Below are 20,655 nucleotides of genomic sequence, written 5' to 3'. Positions count from 1 at the left end.
GCCATCGGCCTTGGCATGAGCGGGCTTCTCGCTGCGTGCGGAACCGTGGGATCTCTGGCGCCGCAGCAGAGTGTCGCGGTTGTCGACAAGGCCAATCCCGATTCGCGCGTCAATATCGATTCGCTCTCGACAGTCATCCGCTCCAATCCGAACGATCCGGTTGCGTATAACACGCGCGGGGCTGCCTATGCGCGGCAGGGGCAGTACAACGACGCTGTCCGCGACTTCTCACAGGCTGTGACGCTGGACCCCGGTTATGCGGCCGCCTACACCAATCGGGCGCTGGCTTACCGCCAGTCCGGCAAGGACGATGCCGCGCTGGGTGATTTCACGCAGGCGATCACCGCCGACAATCGATATGCGGCTGCTTATGTCGGGCGCGCCAATCTGCTGCGGACGCGCGGCGACACGACTCAGGCGCTCTCGGATCTGTCGCGCGCGATCAGCATCAATCCCGAATCGGCTGAAGCGTTCCACGCTCGCGGACTTGTGTATCAAAAGACCGGCAATCATCAGCAGGCGATCCGGGACTTCGATGCGGCGATTGATCGCAACCCCTTCGTTGCCGCGCCCTACACCGCTCGCGGGCAGAGCCTGATCGAGACGGGGCAGTTTGAAAAGGCCGTGGAGGATTTCAACGCGTCGCTGCATGTCAATAACAACAACGCCGATGCGTGGGCGGCACGCGGCGTCGCGCTGGAACGGCAGGGCAAGACCCGGGAGGCGACTGAATCCTATCAGCGGGCGCAAGGAATCGATGATCGGAACCGCGTTGCACGCGACGGTCTGGCGCGGGTGAACAAGGGCAACCGGCTGTTTTAAGGTTGCTAACTGTCACAATTGCAGGCACGCTCCGTGCGCGGCAGGCGAAATGGTTCGCGAGAGCGCAGGATGTTCTGATGGAATCAGAACAGGCGCTCTGAACGCTATATTTTACCGCAACTTGCGTTCAACTCGATGGATCGGCTTGAACGCAAACTGCTCTGAGGCGATCGGCTGGAGTTGATTCGCGCCGGGTATTCCGAATACCGACTCGCATGGAGTAACCATGCGAGGTAATTTTCCGGTAAGGATACGGCGTTAGTCTCGGTCAATCGGGTGCGTCTGCATCTTCACAAGGGTCGGGTGTCTGAATGTTCAAGCAGCTTATCTTGATTGCTGGTGTGGGTTTCGCACTCGCGGGGTGTCAGGAAGCCAGCCAATATGCCAGCAATGCCAAGGCGCGCGCGCCGATCCCCGCTGAAACCGTCGCGTTGATGCGAGAGAAGGGCATGCAGCCCTCCGCACCGATCCTGATTCGCTCCTATAAAAAGGAAGCGGAACTTGAGATCTGGAAAAAGGGCTCGGATGGCCGCTACGCGCTGCTGAAGACCTATCCCATCTGCCGCTGGTCCGGCCAGCTTGGACCGAAGAAGAAGGAAGGCGACCGGCAGGCGCCCGAGGGCTTCTATACGATCACCCAGGCTTCGATGAACCCGAATTCGTCGTATTACCTGTCTTTCGATATGGGTTACCCGAACGCATTCGACCGGGCGCATGGGCGCACGGGTAGCAACCTGATGGTGCATGGCGCCTGCTCATCCGCCGGCTGCTATTCAATGACCGACGAGCAGGTGGCGGAGATCTACGCTATCGGCCGCGAAGCCTTCAACGGTGGTCAGCGCAGGTTTCAGTATCAGGCTTATCCTTTCCGCATGACGCCTGAAAACATGGCGCGGCACCGGCTTGACCCCAACATTGCGTTCTGGCGTAATCTGAAGGAAGGCTCGGATCACTTCGAAACCACCCGTCAGGAACCGCAAGTCAGCGTCTGCGGCAAGAAGTATGTGTTCAACGCGCGCAACTCCGGCTTGAATCCCTCAGGTGCATGCCCCGCGCTTAATGTCGACCCGGCCGTCAGCCAGGCTGTCGCTGCAAAGCAGCAGGTTGACGATGCGAAGATTGCCGATCTGCTGTCCAAGGGCACACCTGCGATTCGTCTGGTTTATAGCGACGGCGGTCAGCACCCGGTCTATCGCGGTGGCCGTCATCCTGAGGACACCAGCGTAATCGCGTTCTCGCGCCGTGCAACGCCGCGTTTCGACGCCAGCAAGGTCAGCCGCCCCGATGCGCTTGCGGCAGGTCCGCGCGAGATCGTTCTTCATGACGGCAATTCGCCGGTTGCTCAGCAGCCCGCCGTTCAGGTTGCAACCGCACCCGCAACAGCCGCACCTGTTGTTGCTCGTGCTCCGGCTGCGCAGACTGCACAGCCGGTCGCGCGTCCGGATAGCCAACCCACTGCCGGCACCGCTGTAGCGGAAGCCGCCACGCCGTCGATGTTCAGCCGCGTGATGTCGTTCTCCGGCTTGCTGTCGAAGACGGAAAATGCACCGGCGTCCGCCGCAATCGTCACCGCCTCGACGCCGGCACCGGCTGTTGCAACACCAGCTACGGTGACCGAAGCAGTGCCGCCGCAACCCCAGTCCCGCCCGGTCACGAACGAGCCCGGTGTTTCCGGTCTGTGGTAAGTGCATAAGCGTTTGACGTGATTTTTTATTCAGGCAGGGCGGTCTCCGCTCTGCCTGAAATCGTTTTAGGCGTCACTCTCTCGCCAAGACGCATCCTAAATGGCCGATGCGCTGATCAAGGACGATAAACCTCGACCTCGCCATCGAACCCGTCGAGGCGGAATGCGCCGAGGCAATTCATCTGGCTATCCATGTGGCGGGCAAACTGGCTGGACATCAACAGCGGCTCACCGAGCACCTTGTTGAGCTGTGCCAGCCGGCTCGTGAGATTGACGTCCCGTCCGACGACGGTGAAATCGAGCCGCTCTCCCGATCCCACATTACCATATGCGGCCTCGCCATGATGCAGAGCGATGCCGGCGCGAATCGGCACGATAAAATCGGCTTCCGCCTTTTCGATTCGAATCAGCGCTTCCGATGCAGCGGCAAGAGCCGACTGCGCAGCCGCGCCGGTGTCATCGCCGCGGTCGCGGAAAATGGCCAGCAAACCATCACCCATATATTTGAGCACCTCGCCGCCTTGCGCCTCGATGGGCGGCACGAGACAATCGAAATAGCGGTTGAGCAGCGCGACGACGTCTTCCGGCTCAAGGCGCGAAGTGATGCGGGTATAACTGCGCATGTCCGCAAAGAGGATGGCAGACCGAATCCGGGTCACCTGGCCGCGCCCGATATCGCCCGCCAGAATCGCATGGTGCGGATCGTTGCCGACATAGATCCGCAAAACGTCATCCATCGATTTGTAGATGCTGAAAATCTCTATCACGGCGATCAGCGCCGGCATGATTTTCCGCAGCACCCCGATATGGCGCGCGGCAAACCCGTCATCGTTGCGTGTGGCCAGTGAGATCACGTTACTGTGGCCATTAACGAAGAAAACCGGGAAGCACAGAAGGTGCGTATAGCCGTCCGCCTTCAGTTCAACGATACCGCTATATCTTTCGTCCGGAATATCCCGAAGCCAGAGGAACAGCGATTTCCGCTCCTCGTGCACTTCACGCATTGGACTGCTCAAATAGGCATCGATGGCTTCCTGGCCATAAGTCTGGAGTTGCTGAAGGGTTTCCTGACCTTTGATCCACGTGCTGGAATGAGCGACATGCTCCGAGTGAAGCACCTGCCCGCCAAACTGCATCCTGTCGACAGGGATGCCAGCCTCATTGAGCCGGACACCGAGCCTTGCGATGACGTGGCTGATGTCGCGCGACTCACGCCCTTCCGTGAGCAGCCAGTCTTTGAGGGCCAGCAGAGTGATGTCGTCCGGCTCCACCTGCGCGGGTTCCAATATCATCTCCATCACGGTCACGGACGAAACAGCCGGGTCCGAACGGCAATCGCGCCACCCGGAGCATTTCCAGAACCATCCTGACAGACCACTAAACCATTTTCGCGATTCGATGAATCGCGAAAGCAAGTCCATCCCCACGGCGCGGCAAAGTGATGGCCGGCTGGAAAAACTTGTGTGAAGGCACTGGATATTTAACCGGCGAAGACCTAAATTCGGTTTGCGGGCTCTGCGCGGTTCGTCAGGAGTCGCATTCCCCGGGGCCTTATTGATCCCATGGGAGCTGTCCCTATCCGGGTCCGTGGACTTGGATACATGGCGCCCACCTACGCTGTAGGTTCCCGGGATCATTCTCCAACGGCCATCGTGGACCCGCACCTTTTTCGATGACGATTCCCGACGCCATCCCGGCCAACTTGCCGCTTGCCGACCGAAAAAGGCTCCTTCGACGTGCGATGCTTGCTGCGCGGGATGCGGCTATAGCATCCGCCGAGGAAGCGGCAGCTGCCGGGGAAGCGATGGCGGCACGGGCGCTGGCCGATCCAAGCCTTGGCGCAATTCTCACCTCCGGCATCGTTGCGGGTTATTGGCCGATCCGGAGTGAGCTGGATCCCCGCCCCCTCTTGCAGGCTCTTGCACAACGCGGCATCGACGTCACCTTGCCCATCGTCACGCCTGACGGGCTTATCTTCCGCCGTTGGAACATGTCGACCCCTCTGGCCGAAGCAGGTTTCGGCACTTTAGGACCATCGTGCGATGCCGAAGACGTTTCGCCGGCTGTCTTGCTGGTGCCGCTCGCGGCGGTTGATTATGCCGGCAACCGTCTGGGATACGGACGAGGATATTACGATGCAGCCATTGCCCGGCTGTCTACGAGCGAATCGGCCCGGCACAGTGCGGCCATGAAGATGCCCTTTGCCATCGGCGTCTGCCACGATATGCAATTGATTCCATCCGTTCCCGCTGAGCCGCATGATCGGCCGCTTGACGCCATCGTCACGCCGATGCAATCGATTGTGGTCGAAACTGGCATGCCGCAAGGTCTGACAAGGCATCCACCGGGGGAAAATAATGCGTCTGCTGTTTCTGGGTGATGTGGTGGGACGACCGGGCCGTGCGGCGATTATCGATCGTTTGCCGCAGCTTCGCGCAAGTTGGCGTCTGGATGTAGTGGTCGTCAACGGTGAGAACGCTGCAGGTGGTTTCGGCATTACCGAAGCAATCTGTGACGATCTGCTGAACGCGGGCGCCGATGTCATTACCCTTGGCAATCACTCTTTTGATCAGCGCGAGGCACTGGTTTTCATTGATCGCCAGCCGCGTTTGCTGCGGCCGATCAACTATCCCCCCGGCACGCCAGGACGTGGTGCAACGGTTGTCCAGACACCGGCTGGCGGCAGCGTGCTGGTGATCAATGCCATGGGCCGCCTTTTTATGGATGCCTTGGACGACCCCTTCGCCGCCATCGATCGCGCTGTTGCGGAATGCCCGCTGCAACAAGTTGTGGATGCGACGATCGTCGATTTCCACGCGGAAGCCACCAGCGAGAAGCAGGCGGCCGGACGTTTCCTCGATGGCCGCGTGAGCCTTGTCGTCGGCACGCATACGCATGTGCCGACTGCCGATGAACGGATTTTGCCCGGCGGCACCGCTTATCAAAGTGATGCCGGTATGTGCGGCGACTATGATTCCATTCTCGGCATGCGGCATGAAGAGCCGGTGCGCCGCTTCGTTGAGAAAACACCCGGTCAGCGTCTGGAAGCGGCGGATGGGTCCGGCACACTCGCCGGCATCGCTGTCGAGACGGATGATGCGACGGGGCTGGCGCTTCGCATTGCACCCGTGCGGATTGGGCCGCATCTCTCCCCCTCCGTTCCGAAATTCTGGGAATAGAACGCCTTCGGGCTCCACTTTTCGATCAAGGCACTGTTTCTGTCATCAGACATCCACTCAGAAAAACTGCCACGTCATATCGGAGGCAAATTGCTGTTGACTGTTTTTCCTGAATATTGATTGTCATATATATGATACGGCAATGACATGCTTTATAGTATGGTCATGCGGTGTCCGGTTGCAGTTCGCGCAGGCGGGAGCAAACACAATAGATTGATATAATCTGGCGGAGAGTTTCATGGCAAACAATTCTCTCAAGGAAACGATCCCCCCTACCGGAGAGCCGCGGGGAGAGGAGGCTGCCAGGCTCGACGTCGCCCACCGCGCCTTTTTCCGTCTCTACCAATGCGCCAACCTCATGCATAAGGTTGGCGCGCGTTTCATCGAGGATTTCAACAGCACGACACAGCAATGGGCCGTGCTGGGTGCGTTGGCGCGTCCGAACCCGAAACAGCGCGGCATGACCGTGAAGGAGCTGATCGCCTTTCTGCTCGTGAGCCGGCAAAACCTGACACCCGTGCTTGATCGGCTGGAAAAACGCGGGTGGATCGAACGCGTCAAGGATGCCGAGGATGCGCGCAGCCGCCGTGTTGCGCTGACACCGGCAGGCGATGCGGTGTGGACCGAAATGGAAATGGCCATTTCCGTATTTTACGCGGAAGCTCTCGACGATTTCAGTCTGGACGAGGAAGTGACGCTCTATCGTCTGCTGGACAAGCTGAAATCACGTCTCAACGAATTGTGATCGCAGGTGGCGCGGTCCCTTCGCTGGCAAATTTGTTTGTTGCAAGCAAGGCCATTGCGCGAGGCCGCTTGACCACGTGCGTCATAACGCATTGTAAAATATAGTCACACAAGCAATCTGACTGCTCACCAGAGACGCTGGAGCATCTTGCAAGGCTAATCCGGATAATCCAGAAGAAGCGCTTGATCATTATATTATACGCAATAAATATGTTATTATTTATATTTGACATATTTTATTGATCAAGTGATGATTGCCCCCGATTAGGCGCGAAATTGCCGGGTGATGTCTCGGAGCGCGCGTCACGCGTCGTGACATATGGAGGGTGGAATGAAAAACGTCGTTTCTTTGGTATCTTCGGGAGCGGTCGCGCTCCTGCTGACAGCGGCAGCCGCCGTGCTTCCGGCCAAGGCTGAAATCCCTGCGGGGCCGCTGGTCTCGACGGAGTGGCTCGACAAGAACATCGACAACCCGAACCTGCGCCTTGTCGAGGTCAGCGTGGAACCGGGTCTGTTCGAGCGTGGCCACGTTCCCGGCGCGCAGAACATCGTCTGGCACACCGATCTGGTCGATACCGTCCGCCGCGACATCGCCACGCAGGAACAGTTTCAGGAACTCGTTCGCAAGCTTGGCATCGACGATGACAAGACCGTTATTCTCTATGGCGACAACAACAACTGGTTTGCCGCCTGGGGCGCGTGGGTGTTCAACACCTACGGCATCGACGTGAAGCTTCTCGATGGTGGCCGCAAGAAGTGGGAAGCGGAGAAGCGTCCGCTGTCCACGCGCGCGACCAGCGTCGCCGCCAGCACCATCGAGCTGCCCGAGGCAAATCCGAAGCTGCGCGCCCGCCTCAGCGACGTGCTTGAGGTTGTGGATGGCAAGGACGATGCCGTGCTTGTCGATATCCGTTCGGCAGACGAATATTCCGGCAAGCTCTTTTCGGCTCCCGGTTCGGCTGAGCTTGCCGTGCGCGCCGGCCACGTTCCCGGTGCGATCAACGTGACATGGAGCAAGGCTGTCGCAGAGGATGGCTCGTTCAAGAGCCCCGAGGATCTGAAGAAGCTTTACAGCGACGCCGGCATTGACGGCTCCAAGCCGATCATCGTCTACTGCCGCATCGGCGAGCGCTCCAGCCACACGTGGTTCCTGCTGAGCAAGATTCTGGGCTATGATGTCCGCAACTATGACGGCTCATGGACTGAATACGGCAACACAGTCGGCCTGCCGGTCGTCAATCAGGCCGGTACGGTCTGGGGCGTGAAGTAACACAACCGGACCCGGTTTTCCTATGCCGGGCAACTTTGAACAGCGAGTTGCAATGGCATCCACAATCGACAGCAGGACGGCGGCAGACAGCCGCCGTCCTTCTCTTATAAGGCGGCGCATCGAAATCGCTGCCGGTATCGGATTGTTCGCCGCGCTGGCGATTATCGCGCGTTTTGTTGCCGGCGAAGGATCGGGAACCGATGCGTTGACCACCTCGCTGGTGCTGGGTGCGTTATTCGGTTTCGTCCTGCAACGCTCCCGCTTTTGTTTCTTCTGCGCCATCCGCGAGTATATCGATGAGCGCAAGGCCGATGGCGTTCTCGGCATTCTGGCCGCACTCGCAGCCGGCGCGGCGGGCTATACAATCATCTTTGGATCATGGCTTCCCGACCCCTCAACCGGTAGGCTCGCGCCCGATGCCTTTATTGGCCCGGTCAGTTGGGTGCTTGCGGCAGGCGGCCTCGCATTCGGCGCCGGCATGGCCATTTCGGGATCCTGCGTCAGTGCACATCTTTATCGGCTCGGAGAAGGCTCCCCGACATCGCCATTTGCGATCATCGGTACGGTCCTTGGTTTCGCAGTTGGCTATGCCACGTGGAACGAGTTGTATCTCGTCGCCATCAGCGATGCTCCGGTCATCTGGCTACCCAACCATCTCGGTTACGCAGGTTCCCTGGCTCTTGCCCTGCTCGTGCTGGGCGCTTTGGCACTGGTGCTTCTCTACCGTTCCGAGCGCCCGGCGAGCACGGCTGGCGGACCGCCGCAGCCGTTGCGCGCAATCTTTCTGGAGCGGTGGCCGGGCTGGATCGGGGGCATCGCCGTAGCTGCCATCGCCACCGCGAGTTATCTGCGAGTGGCCCCGCTAGGCGTAACAGCCGATCTTGGCGGTCGGGGACGGCAACTCGGCGAGTACCTGGGTTTCGTCCCCAGTCACCTTAACGGTCTGGACAGATTGCGCGGCTGTGCGGCCATTGCGCAGGAAGCACTGTTATCGCCGAACGGCCTGTTCGTGGTCGGTATGATTGTGGCTGCTTTCGCGGCTAGTCTCGTCGCGGGACAATTTCGCCCAACATGGCCCACCCTGTCGCAGATCGTGCGCGGTCTTTCGGGCGGATTTTTACTCGGCTGGGGAGCAATGGTTGCGCTTGGCTGTTCCATCGGTACGCTGCTGTCCGGCATCATGGCCGGCGCTGTCTCGGGATGGGTTTTTGCGCTGGCAATGTTTGCAGGGCTCTTTATCGCCCACCGCATCAGGCAGGCCCTGACCTGAACACCTCACTGCAGAGAGCTATAAAAGCCCTCCGGCTTAGTGATGTGCTAACGGGGTCAGAACAAGCGCTCTGAGCTGCGTCATTTACCGCAACTTGCGTTCAGCTCGATGGATCGGCTTGAACACGAACGGCTCTATCGAGCAGTGTCAACATGGCATCGAGGCGGGCTTCGTCCATCCGGGCGATTTCTTCGGCCAGACGATTGGCCAGCAGGGTCGCTTTCGGATTAAGGCCAGCAGTGTCGACGATGACGCGGGGGTTCGACATATCAGCCAGCCGCACCAGTTCGTCCGCCTCGTCCCAGATCAGGTTGAAGTAGTTCAGAATGGACTGGATCATTGCCCATGTCGGCTGCCCGCGGCGGCCATGTTCAAGCGCCGATAGATAAGCGCTCGACACGCGCAGTGCGTTGGCCATCTCCTTTTGCGTGACGCCGCGCTCCTGCCGCAGCTTGCGCATGCGTATGCCGAACGGCGTCATCCGCCATCTCCATTTCCTACACGCCGAAGCCTGACATAAAGCGCCCCGTCGCCGCCATGCTCACGGCTTGCGGGCGAATATCCCAGCACCACCGGGCGCAATTCCGGCTGATCCAGCCAGTGGGGTGTGAGCCGGCGAAGAACGCCACGGTCCACGAAAGGATTGGCGTGAGACGACATATCCCCCTTGCCGGTGACGACCAGAACGAGGCGTGCCCCCCTTACCTGCGAACGACGCAGGAAAGCATTCAACGCGTGATGCGCCTCGATCTGACGCATACCATGCAGGTCGATGCGGGCATCGATCTTGCGCACGCCGCGCCGTAAATCCCGCAATTGGCGCCGCTCCAGTGGTGCGAGCGGCGGCGGCGCGGGTGGTTGCTTCTCTTTTGCCGGCGAAGATACGACTATCGCACTGGCCTGCAAAGCTGCCTTTTCATCGACACGCGGTGGTTCCGGTTTTGGCGGCGCGGGGTCCGGCGCTACGTGATGCCCCGGCAGCGGCGTAATGCTGCGGGTGACATAGCGCCACAAGGCGAGTTCATCCGCCGACAGCCGCCTTTCTCGCCGCCGTTTCATAACGGCTGCTCCGGTTGCACGGGCAGTAAGACGACGAATCGCTCCGGTGCATGCCGCACGATTCCAGCACGATCACCGGCGGCCGAACCCGAGCCGAAAAACAGATCGGCGCGAGCAGGGCCGATAATGGCCGATCCCGTATCCTGCGCCACCATCAGCCGTTGCCACGGATGCAGCGGACCATTCTGAACATGGGGCAATGCAGCTTCGATCCAGACCGGCAAACCGTAGGCCCAGATGCGGCGATCGACTGCCAGTGAGCGACCGGGCGTGAGCTGCACGGAAGCCCCGCCGATGGGACCATGATGGGGCGAGAGTTCGCTGGCCTCGCGAAAGAAAATGTAGGATCGGTTCTGCCGCATCAGCCGGCGAGCGGCATCGGGATTTTCCCGCAGCCATGCAACGAGGCGCGGTGCGGTCATATCCGCGGGAGGAATACCCGTTTCGGCAACGACCAGACGCGCGACGGACGTGTAGGCATGGCCGTTACGCCCCGCGTAGGCGAAACGCAAAACGCGGTCCTGCGCCGCGCCGGCAACAATGCGAACCCGCACCGATCCCTGCACATGCGCCATAAACGCATCGACGCGATCCAGATACACCAGTGGCCGCGCGGCGATACCCAGATCACCATCCTCGATGGCGGCCCGATCGGCATAGGGAGTGAATTGCAGCCCGGCAGATGACTCGACCCTTCTCGCTCCGCGTAACGAAGGATCAAGACCCGGCAAAGTTTCGCCCTCACCCACGGTGACGAGATCGGCAGGGCGCGCAAGAAGCGGGGTATCGTAGCGATCAGTCGGCTGGAGACTGCCGGGAAATTCCGGTTCGAAATAGCCTGTCAGGAAGCCCGCGCCATCGTGGGGCAGAACGTGATAGGCGCGGAAGTAGGTTTCGAAAAATGACCGCGCTGCTTCAGATGACAGTTTGTCACCCCGCGACAAAGCCAGATCGCAAATTTCCGCCAATCCATCCGGCATCGCTGCGCCACGACGCAGCGCATCCTCCTGACGCTGAATAACGGCGCAGGTTGTCTGGAAGACGGCAAAGGTCGCGGCGTGATCGTCCGCCATCCATCCGTTCAGCGCGGAAAATGGCACGTGCCGGAGCTGCGCACCGGGAATCACTGGCGCGTCCGCCGCAAAGGAGGGTGAAGAAAGGGATGTTGGCATGATCAGAAAAATAAGGCAGAGGCGGACAATGTCCCACCTCCGCCAACCATGTCGACGGGGAATGCATGGTGTCGCATTCACCCCGGACATGCCATCAGCCGCCGGATTCGGTGGCGATGAGCAGCCAGTTCGGATCGCGGCTGCGCAGGGTGCGGGAGAATGTCCACGTATCGGTGACATCGACAACAGCATCGGGGGCACCGTCGATCACCTTGCCGTCGACATCGTAAGTTGCGGTGATCAACTTCGACACAAAGCGGACCGTAATCTGAGCCACGAGCGCTTGTACGTCGACGGCGATGAAATCAGCGCTGTCCACGGAGACGAAAGTGGTGTTCACCACCTCCCCGCGCTGCTCCCTTTCAGTGATGGCGCGGTCGAAGCCCTCGAAGACCTCGCGGGACAAAAGCCCCTTCAGGGTTTTGCGGTCGCCCTGGGCAAAGGCGGTCACGATAAGTTCGTATGCGGATTTGGCACCCTCGCGGAAACCGGGGGCATCGAAGGATGACTCTGCGGCGACGATGGCATCAAGGCCATTGGCCACCGGCGATCCCAATTCCGCGAAGCCCTTCCAGCGATCCGGATCGTTGCTGCGGTCCGGGGCATGCGTGTCATTCGCCGGGCCTGGCAGGCGGACGATGTTGTCCCCACCGGACTGGTCATCAGCCGGAGAAACCGCTTTGCCGTTCTGCGCCCCGTTGGCCGGTGCGCCGGGCTTGCCGTTGCGCTCGCGCCGGGCGAAAGGATCGAAAGGCGGACGCTCATTGCCTGTGCGCTGGCCGAGAACCGACCGCAGCCGCCAGATGACGAACACCGCAAGGCAGAGAAACACGATGGTCACAATGTCGAAACTGTCCTGCATGTCTCTGTCGTCTTTCTTCCTCGTATCGCTGACAGTAAACGGGCACACCCTGCCCGTTCGCCGCATGCGCCCTATCCTGCCTGCGCGATGCTCTGCTTCTGTGAAGTGCTGCCACATGCAAATCCGAACAGACAGGCAATCTGGCAGTCTTTGCTCGTAACATCCACATTCAATCAGAACAAGAATGCGTTATATCATGTTTCCTCGAAAGGTGTGGTTCCATTCGAAAAATGTCGGCTCCCAATAATGCTGCCGGCAACTGCATGCCGATATCAGCGACAGGTCGAGATTCTTGCCGTTTTAACGCGACAGCTCTGGTATTTACGCAACGGTGTGCAAAGGAAGGTGTCGAGATGGGGAAAACGCGCCGGAAGACACGATATTTGGCCCACACAGCAGACATCAGCCGCTTGCGTTCGATATCATTACAGGCCACATCATTGTTTCTGTTGAGGGGTGATTGGTGACGGCCCCCTCGTTGATCCAGCGGAGAAATCTGAATGACTGACGCAGCAGCCAATAACCAGACCGACGAAGGGCCGATTCTCAACGCCCTTGCCCAATATATCAAGGATTTCTCTTTCGAGAACCCGAATGCGCCGCGTTCCCTCGCTCCGCAGGAAAAGTCGCCCGAGATCTCCATCCAGGTCAACGTCGGCGGCAACCAGATTGGCGACGAGGACTATGTCGTCGACCTCACGCTCGAAGGCAAGGCTACGGTGGACGGTGAAGTGCTGTTCGCTTTCGAGCTGGTGTATGGCGGTGTTTTCCGCCTGCGCAACGTGCCTGCCGAACACATTCACCCCACGGTGATGATCGAATTCCCGCGCCTGCTGTTCCCGTTCGCCCGTCAGATCATCGCGGACGCAGTGCGCAACGGCGGTTTCCCCCCGCTCTTCATCGATCCTATCGATTTCACGGCGCTTTATCGTCAGAAGATCGCGGAACTGCAGACCGAGCAGGCCAACAGCCCGATTTCCTGAGTGCGTTGCACGCCGGGCGATGGATGACCTCGCCCGGCGTTCCTTCTCTCACTTTTCCAGAATTGACTGCCACACGCTGTTTGCGCCCAGACTTTCCACCAGCGCCGCATGAGCCAGTTTTTCCGCTTCAGTCACGCGTGACGCCAGCGGAACAGGCCTTGGAAGAGCCGCAGGCCGTTTGCCGTCCTCGTTGACGAAGCCCGCCGGCGTAATGCTCAAGCCCAGATCGGCCTGCCGCCCGCCAAGCAGCTCGATATAAACTTCCGCCAGAATTTCAGCATCGAGAAGCGCGCCATGCTTGGTGCGTTTTGAGTTATCGATATTGTAGCGCGCGCAAAGTGCGTCCAGACTGTTGGGCGCGCCCGGATGCTTGCGTCGTGCCAGCACGAGCGTATCGATGATCTTATCCGGCGACAGCGGCGGAAGCTCAAGACGTTTGAATTCCGCGTTGATGAACATCGCGTCGAAGCTGGCATTGTGCGCTACCAGCATCGCATCGCCTATGAAGGTCCGAAAGTCATTCGCGACATGCCCGAACACTGGCTTATCCGCAAGGAAGGCATCTGACAGGCCGTGGACCCGAAAGGCCCCGTCGCTCATCGGGCGCTGGGGATTGATATAGGCATGAAAGGTGCGGCCTGTCGGCACCGCATTGATCAACTCGACACAGCCGATTTCCACCACCCTGTCGCCTGCGGATGGGTCCACGCCTGTCGTTTCCGTATCAAAAACGATTTCGCGGGCGGGTGAAACAGCCATAACAATCAATCCCTATCATGCATCAGTCACTCCGATCCATCATCGGAGAAACTCAATCGAAATCTGAAATATAAATCGACGGGCTCAGACGTTGTCCGATCGCTGCCACTGCGATGGCGGATCGCTGGTTATCGTGCGGATAATATCGCGCACCTGTGCCTCCGCTTCATCAAGCCCACGCGAGCTATCCACGATGAAATCCGCGCGCCGGCGCTTTTCAGCGTCCGGCATCTGTTTCACGTGAATCAGCTCAAACTGCTCTTCGGTCATACCTGGGCGAGCCAACACCCGTGCACGTTGCACCTCAGACGGCGCGGATACAACGACGATGCCGTGGCATCGCGGTTCAGCGCCAGTTTCAAACAGCAGCGGGATATCGAGCACCACAAGCGGCGCGCCATCACGTCGCGCGGCTTCAAGAAACGCCTCTTCTTCTTCACGCACCAGCGGGTGGACGATGGCCTCAAGTTTCCGCATCGCTTCCGGATTGCCAAGCACACGCTCACCAAGCTTTTTGCGATCGACAACGCCATCAATCACGACACCCGGAAATGCAGCCTCAACGAGCGCTGCAGCCCGGCCAGCGTAAAGCGCATGCACTGTCGCGTCGGAATCGTGCACCGGCACACCGGCTTGACGGAAGAACTCCGCCGTTGTGGATTTTCCCATGCCGATGGAGCCGGTCAATCCCAGAACGAAGGTCATTGTGCCACCTCCGGATGCGCGCGCAGAATATCGGCTTCAACGAGGGCTATCAGGTCTGGTGTTACTTCCGGCCGCATCCCGAACCAGCGCTCAAAGCCCGGCACCGCTTGATGCAACAACATGCCCAGACCACCCACCGTGCGCAGACCACGATTTTCGGCAAGAGCGATCAACGGTGTTTTCAACGGGACATAAACCGCATCCGTCACCACTGCATCGTCCGGCAATCCGCTGATATCGATATCGAGCGGAGGCTGATGCGCCATGCCAAGAGATGTCGTATTGACGAGAAGACTGCTCTTCGGCAAGTGCGCCGCAACATCCCCCCACCCTGCCGCGACGATGCGCCCAGATCCGAAATGCTGCCCAAGGTGAGCAGCCAGTGCCTCAACTCGTTCCGGCGTGCGATTGACCACCACGACACGTTCGACACCCCGCCGCAGGAGCCCATAAACGATAGCGCGTGCTGCGCCGCCAGCTCCAAGCACGGTTGCAATACGAGCACCCGTCTCCCAACCCGGCGCACCGGCATCGAGATTGGCGAGAAAGCCTTCCACGTCCGTATTGTCAGCCCAAAGCTGTCCGTCGGTGAACCATAAGGTATTGGAGGCTTCCAGCACGCGTGCTGTTTCCGTCACCTGATCGGCCAGAGCGAACGCAGCTTCCTTGTGCGGAATGGTGACATTGCCGCCAACGAAGCCGTTGGCATGTAAGCTGCGCAGAAAGGCGGGTAGATCTTCCGGCTTCGTTTCCGCAAATTCATAGGCACCGGGCAAGCCATATTCCCGCAGCCAGAAACCATGGACGAGCGGAGACCGGCTATGCATTGCCGGATAACCGATGATGCAAGCACGCGGAAAAGACGGTGACGGTGTTGGCTGCATGGGGTCGTCCTGTCAGGCCAGATAGCTTTCCGCCCGCAGATAGGCGAGCACGGGTAAAAGGGGCAGGCCAAGAATGGTGAAGTGATCACCAGTGATGCGCGAGAAAAGCTGAATGCCGACGCCCTCGATCTGATACCCGCCGACGCTGGTCAGCACGGCATCGCCAACCGTCTCAATGTACCGAGCGATGAATGCATCGTCGAGCGGGCGGACAACCATATCGGCGGTCGCTACGGTATCGAAAACGATGCGCCCGTCTCGAGCGAGAGCCGCTGCGGAATGCAGGTGATGCGTGCGCCCGGCCAAAGCGGCAATCTGTGCCTTGCCACTTTCCACATCTGCCGGTTTATGAAATTGCCGACCGTCGCATTCGAGGGTCTGATCCGCGCCCAGAACGAGCCTTCCCGGTTCACGCGCGCTCACCGCAAGCGCCTTCTCGCGCGCGAGAAGCAAAGCCAGATCCTCGATGGGCGCTCCAGATCCGTGAAATTGCACCTCCAGCGCCCTTTCGTCGACACCCGGATGACGGGTCTCGGCGAAGATGCCGGCTGCCTCGACCATTGCCCGGCGTGTCTTGCTCGTCGAGGCTAGTATGAGCGGTTCGACCGCTATCCATAACGGGGGCAGTTTCGGTTCCGTCATCGGTGTGCTCCGTCTTTTGAGGGTATCCCCGTTTGCTCAGATATCGACGAATTTCAGGCGATGCGTGCGCAGCAGTTCCATGATCGCCGCGGCCGTTTCTTCAATCGATCGCCGTGTGACGTCAATGACCGGCCAGCCCTTGCGGGTACACAGCTTGCGCGATTCCGCAATCTCCGCTGCCACTGCCGCACGGTCGACATACGATGTATCGTCATCCGCGTTGAGACTGAGAAGACGGTTCTGGCGGATCTGGACAATTCGATCCGGATTGGCCACCAGACCGACGACGAGCGCATTGCGCACATTCGCCAGAGCCTCCGGCAACGGCACGCCCGGTATCAACGGCACGTTGGCCGTCTTGATGCCGCGGTTTGCCAGATAGATTGCAGTCGGTGTTTTCGACGTGCGGCTCACGCCAACGAGAATGACATCCGCTGCGTCGAGATCCGGACCCGTCTGACCGTCGTCATGCGCCAGCGTATAATTCATCGCATCGATACGCTTGAAATAATCGGCGTTGACCGTGTGCTGCGCGCCGGGACGATCAATGGTTTCAGTCCCGAGATACGAACGGAACAGATTCACCACCGGATCAAGCACCGACAGCACGGGAATGCTCTCCTGCGAACAAGCACTGACAAGTTCCGCAGCCAGATCGTCGTTGACCAACGTATAAAGCACGATACCCGGCTCGGCGATGATCGCGCCCAGCGCCCGCTCAAGCTGCGTTTTCGAACGCACAAGCGGATAAACATGCTCAATCGCGGAGATGCCTTCGTATTGCGCGGCAACAGCGCGGCTGACTGCCAGAAGGGTCTCACCCGTGGAATCGGACACCAGATGCAAATGGAAATAATTGCGGCTCACGACATCCCCCAAAAAACTGTTGCCTGCATTCTGATGTAGCATCGGCGCAGCAAGAGTGAAACACGACAGCCTCAATCAATCTTCGTGTGCGACGATCTTCACGTCAAAGGCTGTCCGTTCCGATCGATCGTTCCCTTTCGGTAGCGATTCTCCGGAATGCATGCTGATTCACGTGAAACACGGAAGCCGTTTTCGAGCCTCCTCCACAGAATCGGTTGCCAGGAGTCGATTGGTGTGTGTAACGGATCGTTAACCATCGGACCTCCTATCCCCCTGTGAAAGAATCAGAAATCCCTCAACAGGCCAGACCCTGTGGCCTGAATCCGGCCTCCCGGATTCAGGCCGGTGCATAAACCCCGAAGGCCGTCGCTGCTGCCAAAGGTTAACAGAAGGTAAATATTAATGAATCGTTAATGAATTCCGTAGTCGTTAACGATTCTGAAAGCCCGTATCCCTCCATTTCAGAAAATGCGAATCTGGGGATGATATGTGGACACCGTTGGAGAGCCCCAATCCGCTGGCCAACAAGAACAACAGAGTCCATAAAAAATAAGATTCTTTGATTCAAAGCGGGAGTGATAGATGGTAATCCGAGATCAGGCGAAGTCTGATGATGCAAATAAGGAAGTTCTCCGAGACAGCGTATCAGCGGACAGACCTCTCCTTCTGCGTGCTCTCTCCGGAGAAACTCTCGCGACACCGCCTCTCTGGATGATGCGTCAGGCCGGACGCTATCTCCCCGAGTATCGCGCTCTACGTGCTGAAGCCGGATCTTTCCTTAATCTCTGTTATGATCCGGAAAAGGCCTGCGAAGTCACTCTTCAGCCAATTCGCCGCTTTGGCTTTGATGCGGCTATCCTGTTCAGCGACATCCTTGTGGTGCCCGATGCGCTGGGCCAGGACGTAACCTTTGCCGAAGGAGAAGGGCCGCGCCTCGATCCCGTGACACCGGAAACGGGACTTTCCCGCCTTGCCACGGAACTCGATATCGAAAAGCTTGCGCCTGTCTACGAGACCGTGAGTCTTGTGCGGGCTTCGCTGAGCCCGGATGTTGCCCTGATCGGTTTCTGCGGCGCACCGTGGACCGTGGCAAGTTATATGATAGCCGGCAAAAGCACGCCTGATCAGGCTCCGGCGCGCCTGTTCGCATATGAGCATCCGGAATTGTTCGACAGTCTTATCGATCGGCTGGTCGATGCAACTGCGACACATCTTCTTAGCCAGATCGATGCCGGTGCGCAGGTGGTTCAGATTTTCGAGAGTTTCGCCGGCGCCCTTCCTGCAGCGCTCTTCCGGCAGCTGTCGCTGGAGCCGATCCGGCGCATCAGGGACATCGTAACTCACAAGAGACCCGGCGTTCCTGTGGTTGTCTTCGCACGCGGTGCGGGAACCGGTGTGGAGGAACTGGCGCGCTCCGGCATAGCCGACGCCGTGGGGCTGGATTGGAGCATCGATCCATGGCGAGCCCGCGAAACCATTCAGCCGCTGCGTCCGGTGCAGGGTAATCTGGATCCGCTTGCCCTTCTTGCCGGCGGTGATGTGCTGACCCGCGCCGTCGAGGACATCCGTGCGGCTTTAGGAGACGGGCCGCACGTGTTCAATCTCGGTCATGGTATCCTGCCGCCGACTCCCATCGCGCACGTCGAGCAACTCGTCAGACTCGTTCGCGGATAAATATTATTTATCTATCTGATATATAAAGAAAAATTTTATAATCAAAAAATATTCAAAATCGATCCTTGCAGGGCATGCCAGCCGTTTGAGAAAGTGCGTGCGATATCGGTTTTCCGGAGGTGATTCCGGCCCGGTTCGTCACGCAGGTATGATCGGGGTTCGGCATGCTCTATGAATGGGTTACGGCGTTTCATATCATCTCGATCATCGCCTGGATGGCCGTGTTGCTGCTCATGCCACGCCTCTTCGTCTATCATGCACAGGCGGTGCCTGGGTCCGATAGCATAGCGACATTGCGGATGATGGAGGCACGCCTTTACCGCTCGATTATGACCCCGGCGATGATCGCTGCCTGGGTGTCCGGATTATTCCTGGCTTACGATGGTGGATGGTTTTCCTCTGGCTGGCTTCATGGCAAACTGCTTCTCGTGGTTCTGCTCTCCGGTTTCCATGGTTTTCTCGGCGCCGAACGGCGACGCTTGGCTGGAGATCGGCAACCGCGCCCTGCCCGTTTTTACCGCATCATGCATCAGGTGCCGGTGCTGCTGATGGTCGGTATCGTCATCCTGGTGGTCCTGAAGCCATTTTGAAGCCTGTGACAGATAGGCGCCGTGTCGGGGCTTGTCATCGGACGTGAAAAGAGTTAATTGTAGATCGCCTTCCTTTAGCAGGCTCGCGGGCTGCTTGGTTATAGCCCCGCTACGAATGGCCGTCATGTTTCCATTATCGTGACTGGCCCCGTTCCTGCACCTCACCATATCTATCTTTCGGCTGCTTTAGTCAGCCCTATCAAATCGAGAGTTTTCCCCGATGCGGGAGATTAAGCTTCAGGACCTCAAGTCCAAGACGCCGACGGAACTTCTGGCTTTTGCCGAGGAATTGTCGGTTGAGAACGCCAGTATCATGCGCAAGCAGGAACTGATGTTCGCCATACTGAAACAACTGGCTGCCAGCGAAACCGAGATCATCGGTGAAGGTGTTGTCGAGGTACTGCAGGACGGCTTCGGCTTTCTGCGCTCGTCCGATTCCAATTATCTCGCCGGTCCGGATGATATTTACGTGTCCCCCTCGCAGATTCGCCGCTTTGGCCTGCGCACCGGCGATACCGTCGAGGGCACGATACGTGGACCCAAGGATGGCGAACGTTACTTCGCCTTGCTCAAGGTCAACACGATCAATTTCGAGGATCCCGAAAAGATCCGCCACAAGGTTCATTTCGATAATCTGACGCCGCTCTATCCGAATGAGCGTTTGCGGCTGGAGACGGAAGAGCCCTCCAAGAAAGACTATTCAGCCCGCGTCATCGATATCGTGTCGCCGATTGGTAAGGGCCAACGTGCCTTGATCGTCGCGCCGCCGCGCACGGGTAAGACTGTTCTGCTGCAGAACGTCGCGCAGTCGATCACGACCAATCACCCCGAGTGCTATCTGATCGTGCTGCTCATCGACGAGCGGCCTGAAGAAGTGACGGACATGCAGCGTTCCGTGAAGGGAGAGGTAATTTCCTCAACCTTCGATGAACCGGCAACACGCCACGTCCAGGTGGCCGAGATGGTGATCGAGAAGGCGAAACGTCTGGTCGAACATGGTCGCGACGTTGTTATTTTGCTCGATTCGATCACCCGTCTCGGACGAGCTTACAACACCGTTGTCCCCTCCTCCGGCAAGGTTCTGACCGGCGGTGTTGACGCCAACGCGTTGCAACGTCCCAAGCGTTTCTTCGGTGCCGCGCGTAATATCGAAGAAGGTGGCTCGCTCACCATCATCGCCACCGCGCTGATCGATACCGGCAGCCGCATGGACGAAGTGATCTTTGAGGAGTTCAAGGGCACGGGTAACTCGGAGATTATTCTCGACCGTAAGGTGTCCGACAAGCGCGTTTTCCCGGCGCTCGATATCACGCGTTCCGGTACGCGCAAGGAGGAACTCCTGGTTCCAGCGGATATCCTCAAAAAGACTTATGTGCTGCGGCGCATTCTCAATCCCATGGGCACTGTCGATGCAATGGAATTCCTGCTCGATAAACTGCGCCAGACCCGCCGTAATGCGGACTTCTTCGATTCAATGAATACGTAGCTA

Annotated in this window: 21 protein-coding genes and 1 other RNA gene; 12 read left to right on the top strand and 10 right to left on the bottom strand. The window is 58.9% G+C overall.

Annotation, left to right across the window (positions count from 1 at the left end; genetic code table 11):
• Window positions 1-15: 15 nt before the first annotated feature.
• Both FHS81_RS15535 and FHS81_RS15530 read left to right on the top strand, forming a co-directional pair.
• Complete coding sequence (locus FHS81_RS15535) at window positions 16-822, top strand: tetratricopeptide repeat protein (protein ID WP_183754516.1); 807 nt, start codon at window positions 16-18, stop codon at window positions 820-822.
• A gap of 311 nt (window positions 823-1,133) precedes the next feature.
• Window positions 1,134-2,507, top strand: coding sequence for a L,D-transpeptidase family protein (locus FHS81_RS15530; protein WP_183754491.1), 1,374 nt, complete (start codon window positions 1,134-1,136; stop codon window positions 2,505-2,507).
• A 115-nt stretch (window positions 2,508-2,622) separates the two neighbouring features.
• On the opposite strand, the gene FHS81_RS15525 is transcribed toward FHS81_RS15530, so the two are convergent.
• Window positions 2,623-3,798, bottom strand: coding sequence for an adenylate/guanylate cyclase domain-containing protein (locus FHS81_RS15525; RefSeq protein ID WP_183754489.1), 1,176 nt, complete (start codon window positions 3,796-3,798; stop codon window positions 2,623-2,625).
• A gap of 217 nt (window positions 3,799-4,015) precedes the next feature.
• Here FHS81_RS15525 and ssrS point away from each other — a divergent pair.
• The 6 genes from ssrS (at window position 4,016) to FHS81_RS15495 (ending at window position 8,969) form a co-directional block, all read left to right on the top strand.
• Window positions 4,016-4,169, top strand: a non-coding RNA gene (ssrS, locus tag FHS81_RS15520) — 6S RNA.
• A 9-nt stretch (window positions 4,170-4,178) separates the two neighbouring features.
• A complete protein-coding gene (locus tag FHS81_RS15515; RefSeq protein WP_183754487.1) occupies window positions 4,179-4,886 on the top strand; it encodes a 5-formyltetrahydrofolate cyclo-ligase in 708 nt (235 codons plus the stop codon).
• Window positions 4,864-5,685, top strand: coding sequence for a TIGR00282 family metallophosphoesterase (locus FHS81_RS15510; protein WP_183754485.1), 822 nt, complete (start codon window positions 4,864-4,866; stop codon window positions 5,683-5,685). Before FHS81_RS15515 ends, FHS81_RS15510 begins: the two co-directional genes overlap by 23 nt.
• 238 nt (window positions 5,686-5,923) lie before the next feature.
• Entirely contained in the window at window positions 5,924-6,430 is a 507-nt protein-coding gene (locus tag FHS81_RS15505) for a MarR family winged helix-turn-helix transcriptional regulator (protein WP_183754482.1), read from the top strand.
• Window positions 6,431-6,760: 330 nt separating this feature from the next.
• On the top strand, window positions 6,761-7,699 hold the full coding sequence (locus FHS81_RS15500; RefSeq protein ID WP_183754480.1) for a sulfurtransferase: 939 nt from the start codon (window positions 6,761-6,763) through the stop codon (window positions 7,697-7,699).
• A 52-nt stretch (window positions 7,700-7,751) separates the two neighbouring features.
• A complete protein-coding gene (locus FHS81_RS15495) occupies window positions 7,752-8,969 on the top strand; it encodes a YeeE/YedE family protein (protein WP_183754478.1) in 1,218 nt (405 codons plus the stop codon).
• A 100-nt stretch (window positions 8,970-9,069) separates the two neighbouring features.
• Here FHS81_RS15495 and FHS81_RS15490 read toward each other — a convergent pair whose 3' ends face one another.
• The 4 genes from FHS81_RS15490 to FHS81_RS15475 all read right to left on the bottom strand — a co-directional run bounded on the left by FHS81_RS15490 (window position 9,070) and on the right by FHS81_RS15475 (window position 12,062).
• Window positions 9,070-9,450, bottom strand: a complete 381-nt coding sequence (locus FHS81_RS15490) for a helix-turn-helix domain-containing protein (RefSeq protein WP_183754476.1) — start codon at window positions 9,448-9,450, stop codon at window positions 9,070-9,072.
• Window positions 9,447-10,028 carry a Smr/MutS family protein gene (locus tag FHS81_RS15485; RefSeq protein ID WP_183754474.1) on the bottom strand — a complete coding sequence of 194 codons (582 nt, stop codon included), beginning with the start codon at window positions 10,026-10,028 and terminating at the stop codon, window positions 9,447-9,449. The genes FHS81_RS15490 and FHS81_RS15485 overlap by 4 nt, the downstream gene beginning before the upstream one ends.
• Window positions 10,025-11,101, bottom strand: a complete 1,077-nt coding sequence (mltA, locus tag FHS81_RS15480; RefSeq protein ID WP_183754472.1) for a murein transglycosylase A — start codon at window positions 11,099-11,101, stop codon at window positions 10,025-10,027. Before mltA ends, FHS81_RS15485 begins: the two co-directional genes overlap by 4 nt.
• A 193-nt stretch (window positions 11,102-11,294) precedes the next feature.
• Window positions 11,295-12,062 (bottom strand): Tim44/TimA family putative adaptor protein, encoded by a 768-nt coding sequence (locus FHS81_RS15475; protein WP_183754470.1) that lies wholly within the window; start codon window positions 12,060-12,062, stop codon window positions 11,295-11,297.
• Window positions 12,063-12,562: 500 nt separating this feature from the next.
• Here FHS81_RS15475 and secB point away from each other — a divergent pair, with 500 nt between their 5' ends.
• Window positions 12,563-13,045: a protein-export chaperone SecB gene (gene secB, locus FHS81_RS15470; RefSeq protein WP_183754468.1), complete on the top strand. Its 483-nt coding sequence runs from the start codon at window positions 12,563-12,565 to the stop codon at window positions 13,043-13,045.
• Window positions 13,046-13,093: 48 nt separating this feature from the next.
• Here secB and dnaQ read toward each other — a convergent pair whose 3' ends face one another.
• The 5 genes from dnaQ to FHS81_RS15445 all read right to left on the bottom strand — a co-directional run bounded on the left by dnaQ (window position 13,094) and on the right by FHS81_RS15445 (window position 16,902).
• A complete protein-coding gene (gene dnaQ / locus FHS81_RS15465; protein WP_183754467.1) occupies window positions 13,094-13,804 on the bottom strand; it encodes a DNA polymerase III subunit epsilon in 711 nt (236 codons plus the stop codon).
• 84 nt (window positions 13,805-13,888) lie between these two features.
• Entirely contained in the window at window positions 13,889-14,509 is a 621-nt protein-coding gene (gene coaE, locus FHS81_RS15460) for a dephospho-CoA kinase (RefSeq protein WP_183754466.1), read from the bottom strand.
• Window positions 14,506-15,393, bottom strand: coding sequence for a shikimate dehydrogenase (locus FHS81_RS15455; RefSeq protein WP_183754465.1), 888 nt, complete (start codon window positions 15,391-15,393; stop codon window positions 14,506-14,508). Before FHS81_RS15455 ends, coaE begins: the two co-directional genes overlap by 4 nt.
• A gap of 12 nt (window positions 15,394-15,405) precedes the next feature.
• Window positions 15,406-16,035 carry a Maf family protein gene (locus FHS81_RS15450; protein ID WP_183754464.1) on the bottom strand — a complete coding sequence of 210 codons (630 nt, stop codon included), beginning with the start codon at window positions 16,033-16,035 and terminating at the stop codon, window positions 15,406-15,408.
• A 36-nt stretch (window positions 16,036-16,071) separates the two neighbouring features.
• On the bottom strand, window positions 16,072-16,902 hold the full coding sequence (locus tag FHS81_RS15445; RefSeq protein WP_183754462.1) for a pyruvate, phosphate dikinase/phosphoenolpyruvate synthase regulator: 831 nt from the start codon (window positions 16,900-16,902) through the stop codon (window positions 16,072-16,074).
• A 582-nt stretch (window positions 16,903-17,484) separates the two neighbouring features.
• On the opposite strand from FHS81_RS15445, the gene hemE reads away from it, so the two are divergent.
• The 3 genes from hemE to rho all read left to right on the top strand — a co-directional run bounded on the left by hemE (window position 17,485) and on the right by rho (window position 20,652).
• Window positions 17,485-18,576: a uroporphyrinogen decarboxylase gene (gene hemE, locus FHS81_RS15440; protein WP_183754460.1), complete on the top strand. Its 1,092-nt coding sequence runs from the start codon at window positions 17,485-17,487 to the stop codon at window positions 18,574-18,576.
• A 164-nt stretch (window positions 18,577-18,740) separates the two neighbouring features.
• Window positions 18,741-19,166: a protoporphyrinogen oxidase HemJ gene (gene hemJ / locus FHS81_RS15435; RefSeq protein ID WP_183754458.1), complete on the top strand. Its 426-nt coding sequence runs from the start codon at window positions 18,741-18,743 to the stop codon at window positions 19,164-19,166.
• 220 nt (window positions 19,167-19,386) lie between these two features.
• Window positions 19,387-20,652 carry a transcription termination factor Rho gene (gene rho, locus FHS81_RS15430; RefSeq protein WP_183754456.1) on the top strand — a complete coding sequence of 422 codons (1,266 nt, stop codon included), beginning with the start codon at window positions 19,387-19,389 and terminating at the stop codon, window positions 20,650-20,652.
• Window positions 20,653-20,655: the final 3 nt, after the last annotated feature.

It is taken from the genome of Pseudochelatococcus contaminans (assembly GCF_014195635.1).
Classification (GTDB): Bacteria; Pseudomonadota; Alphaproteobacteria; order Rhizobiales; family Beijerinckiaceae; genus Pseudochelatococcus; species Pseudochelatococcus contaminans.
Note: the sequence above shows the minus strand (reverse complement) of the source record. Positions and strands in the feature narration are given on the sequence as shown.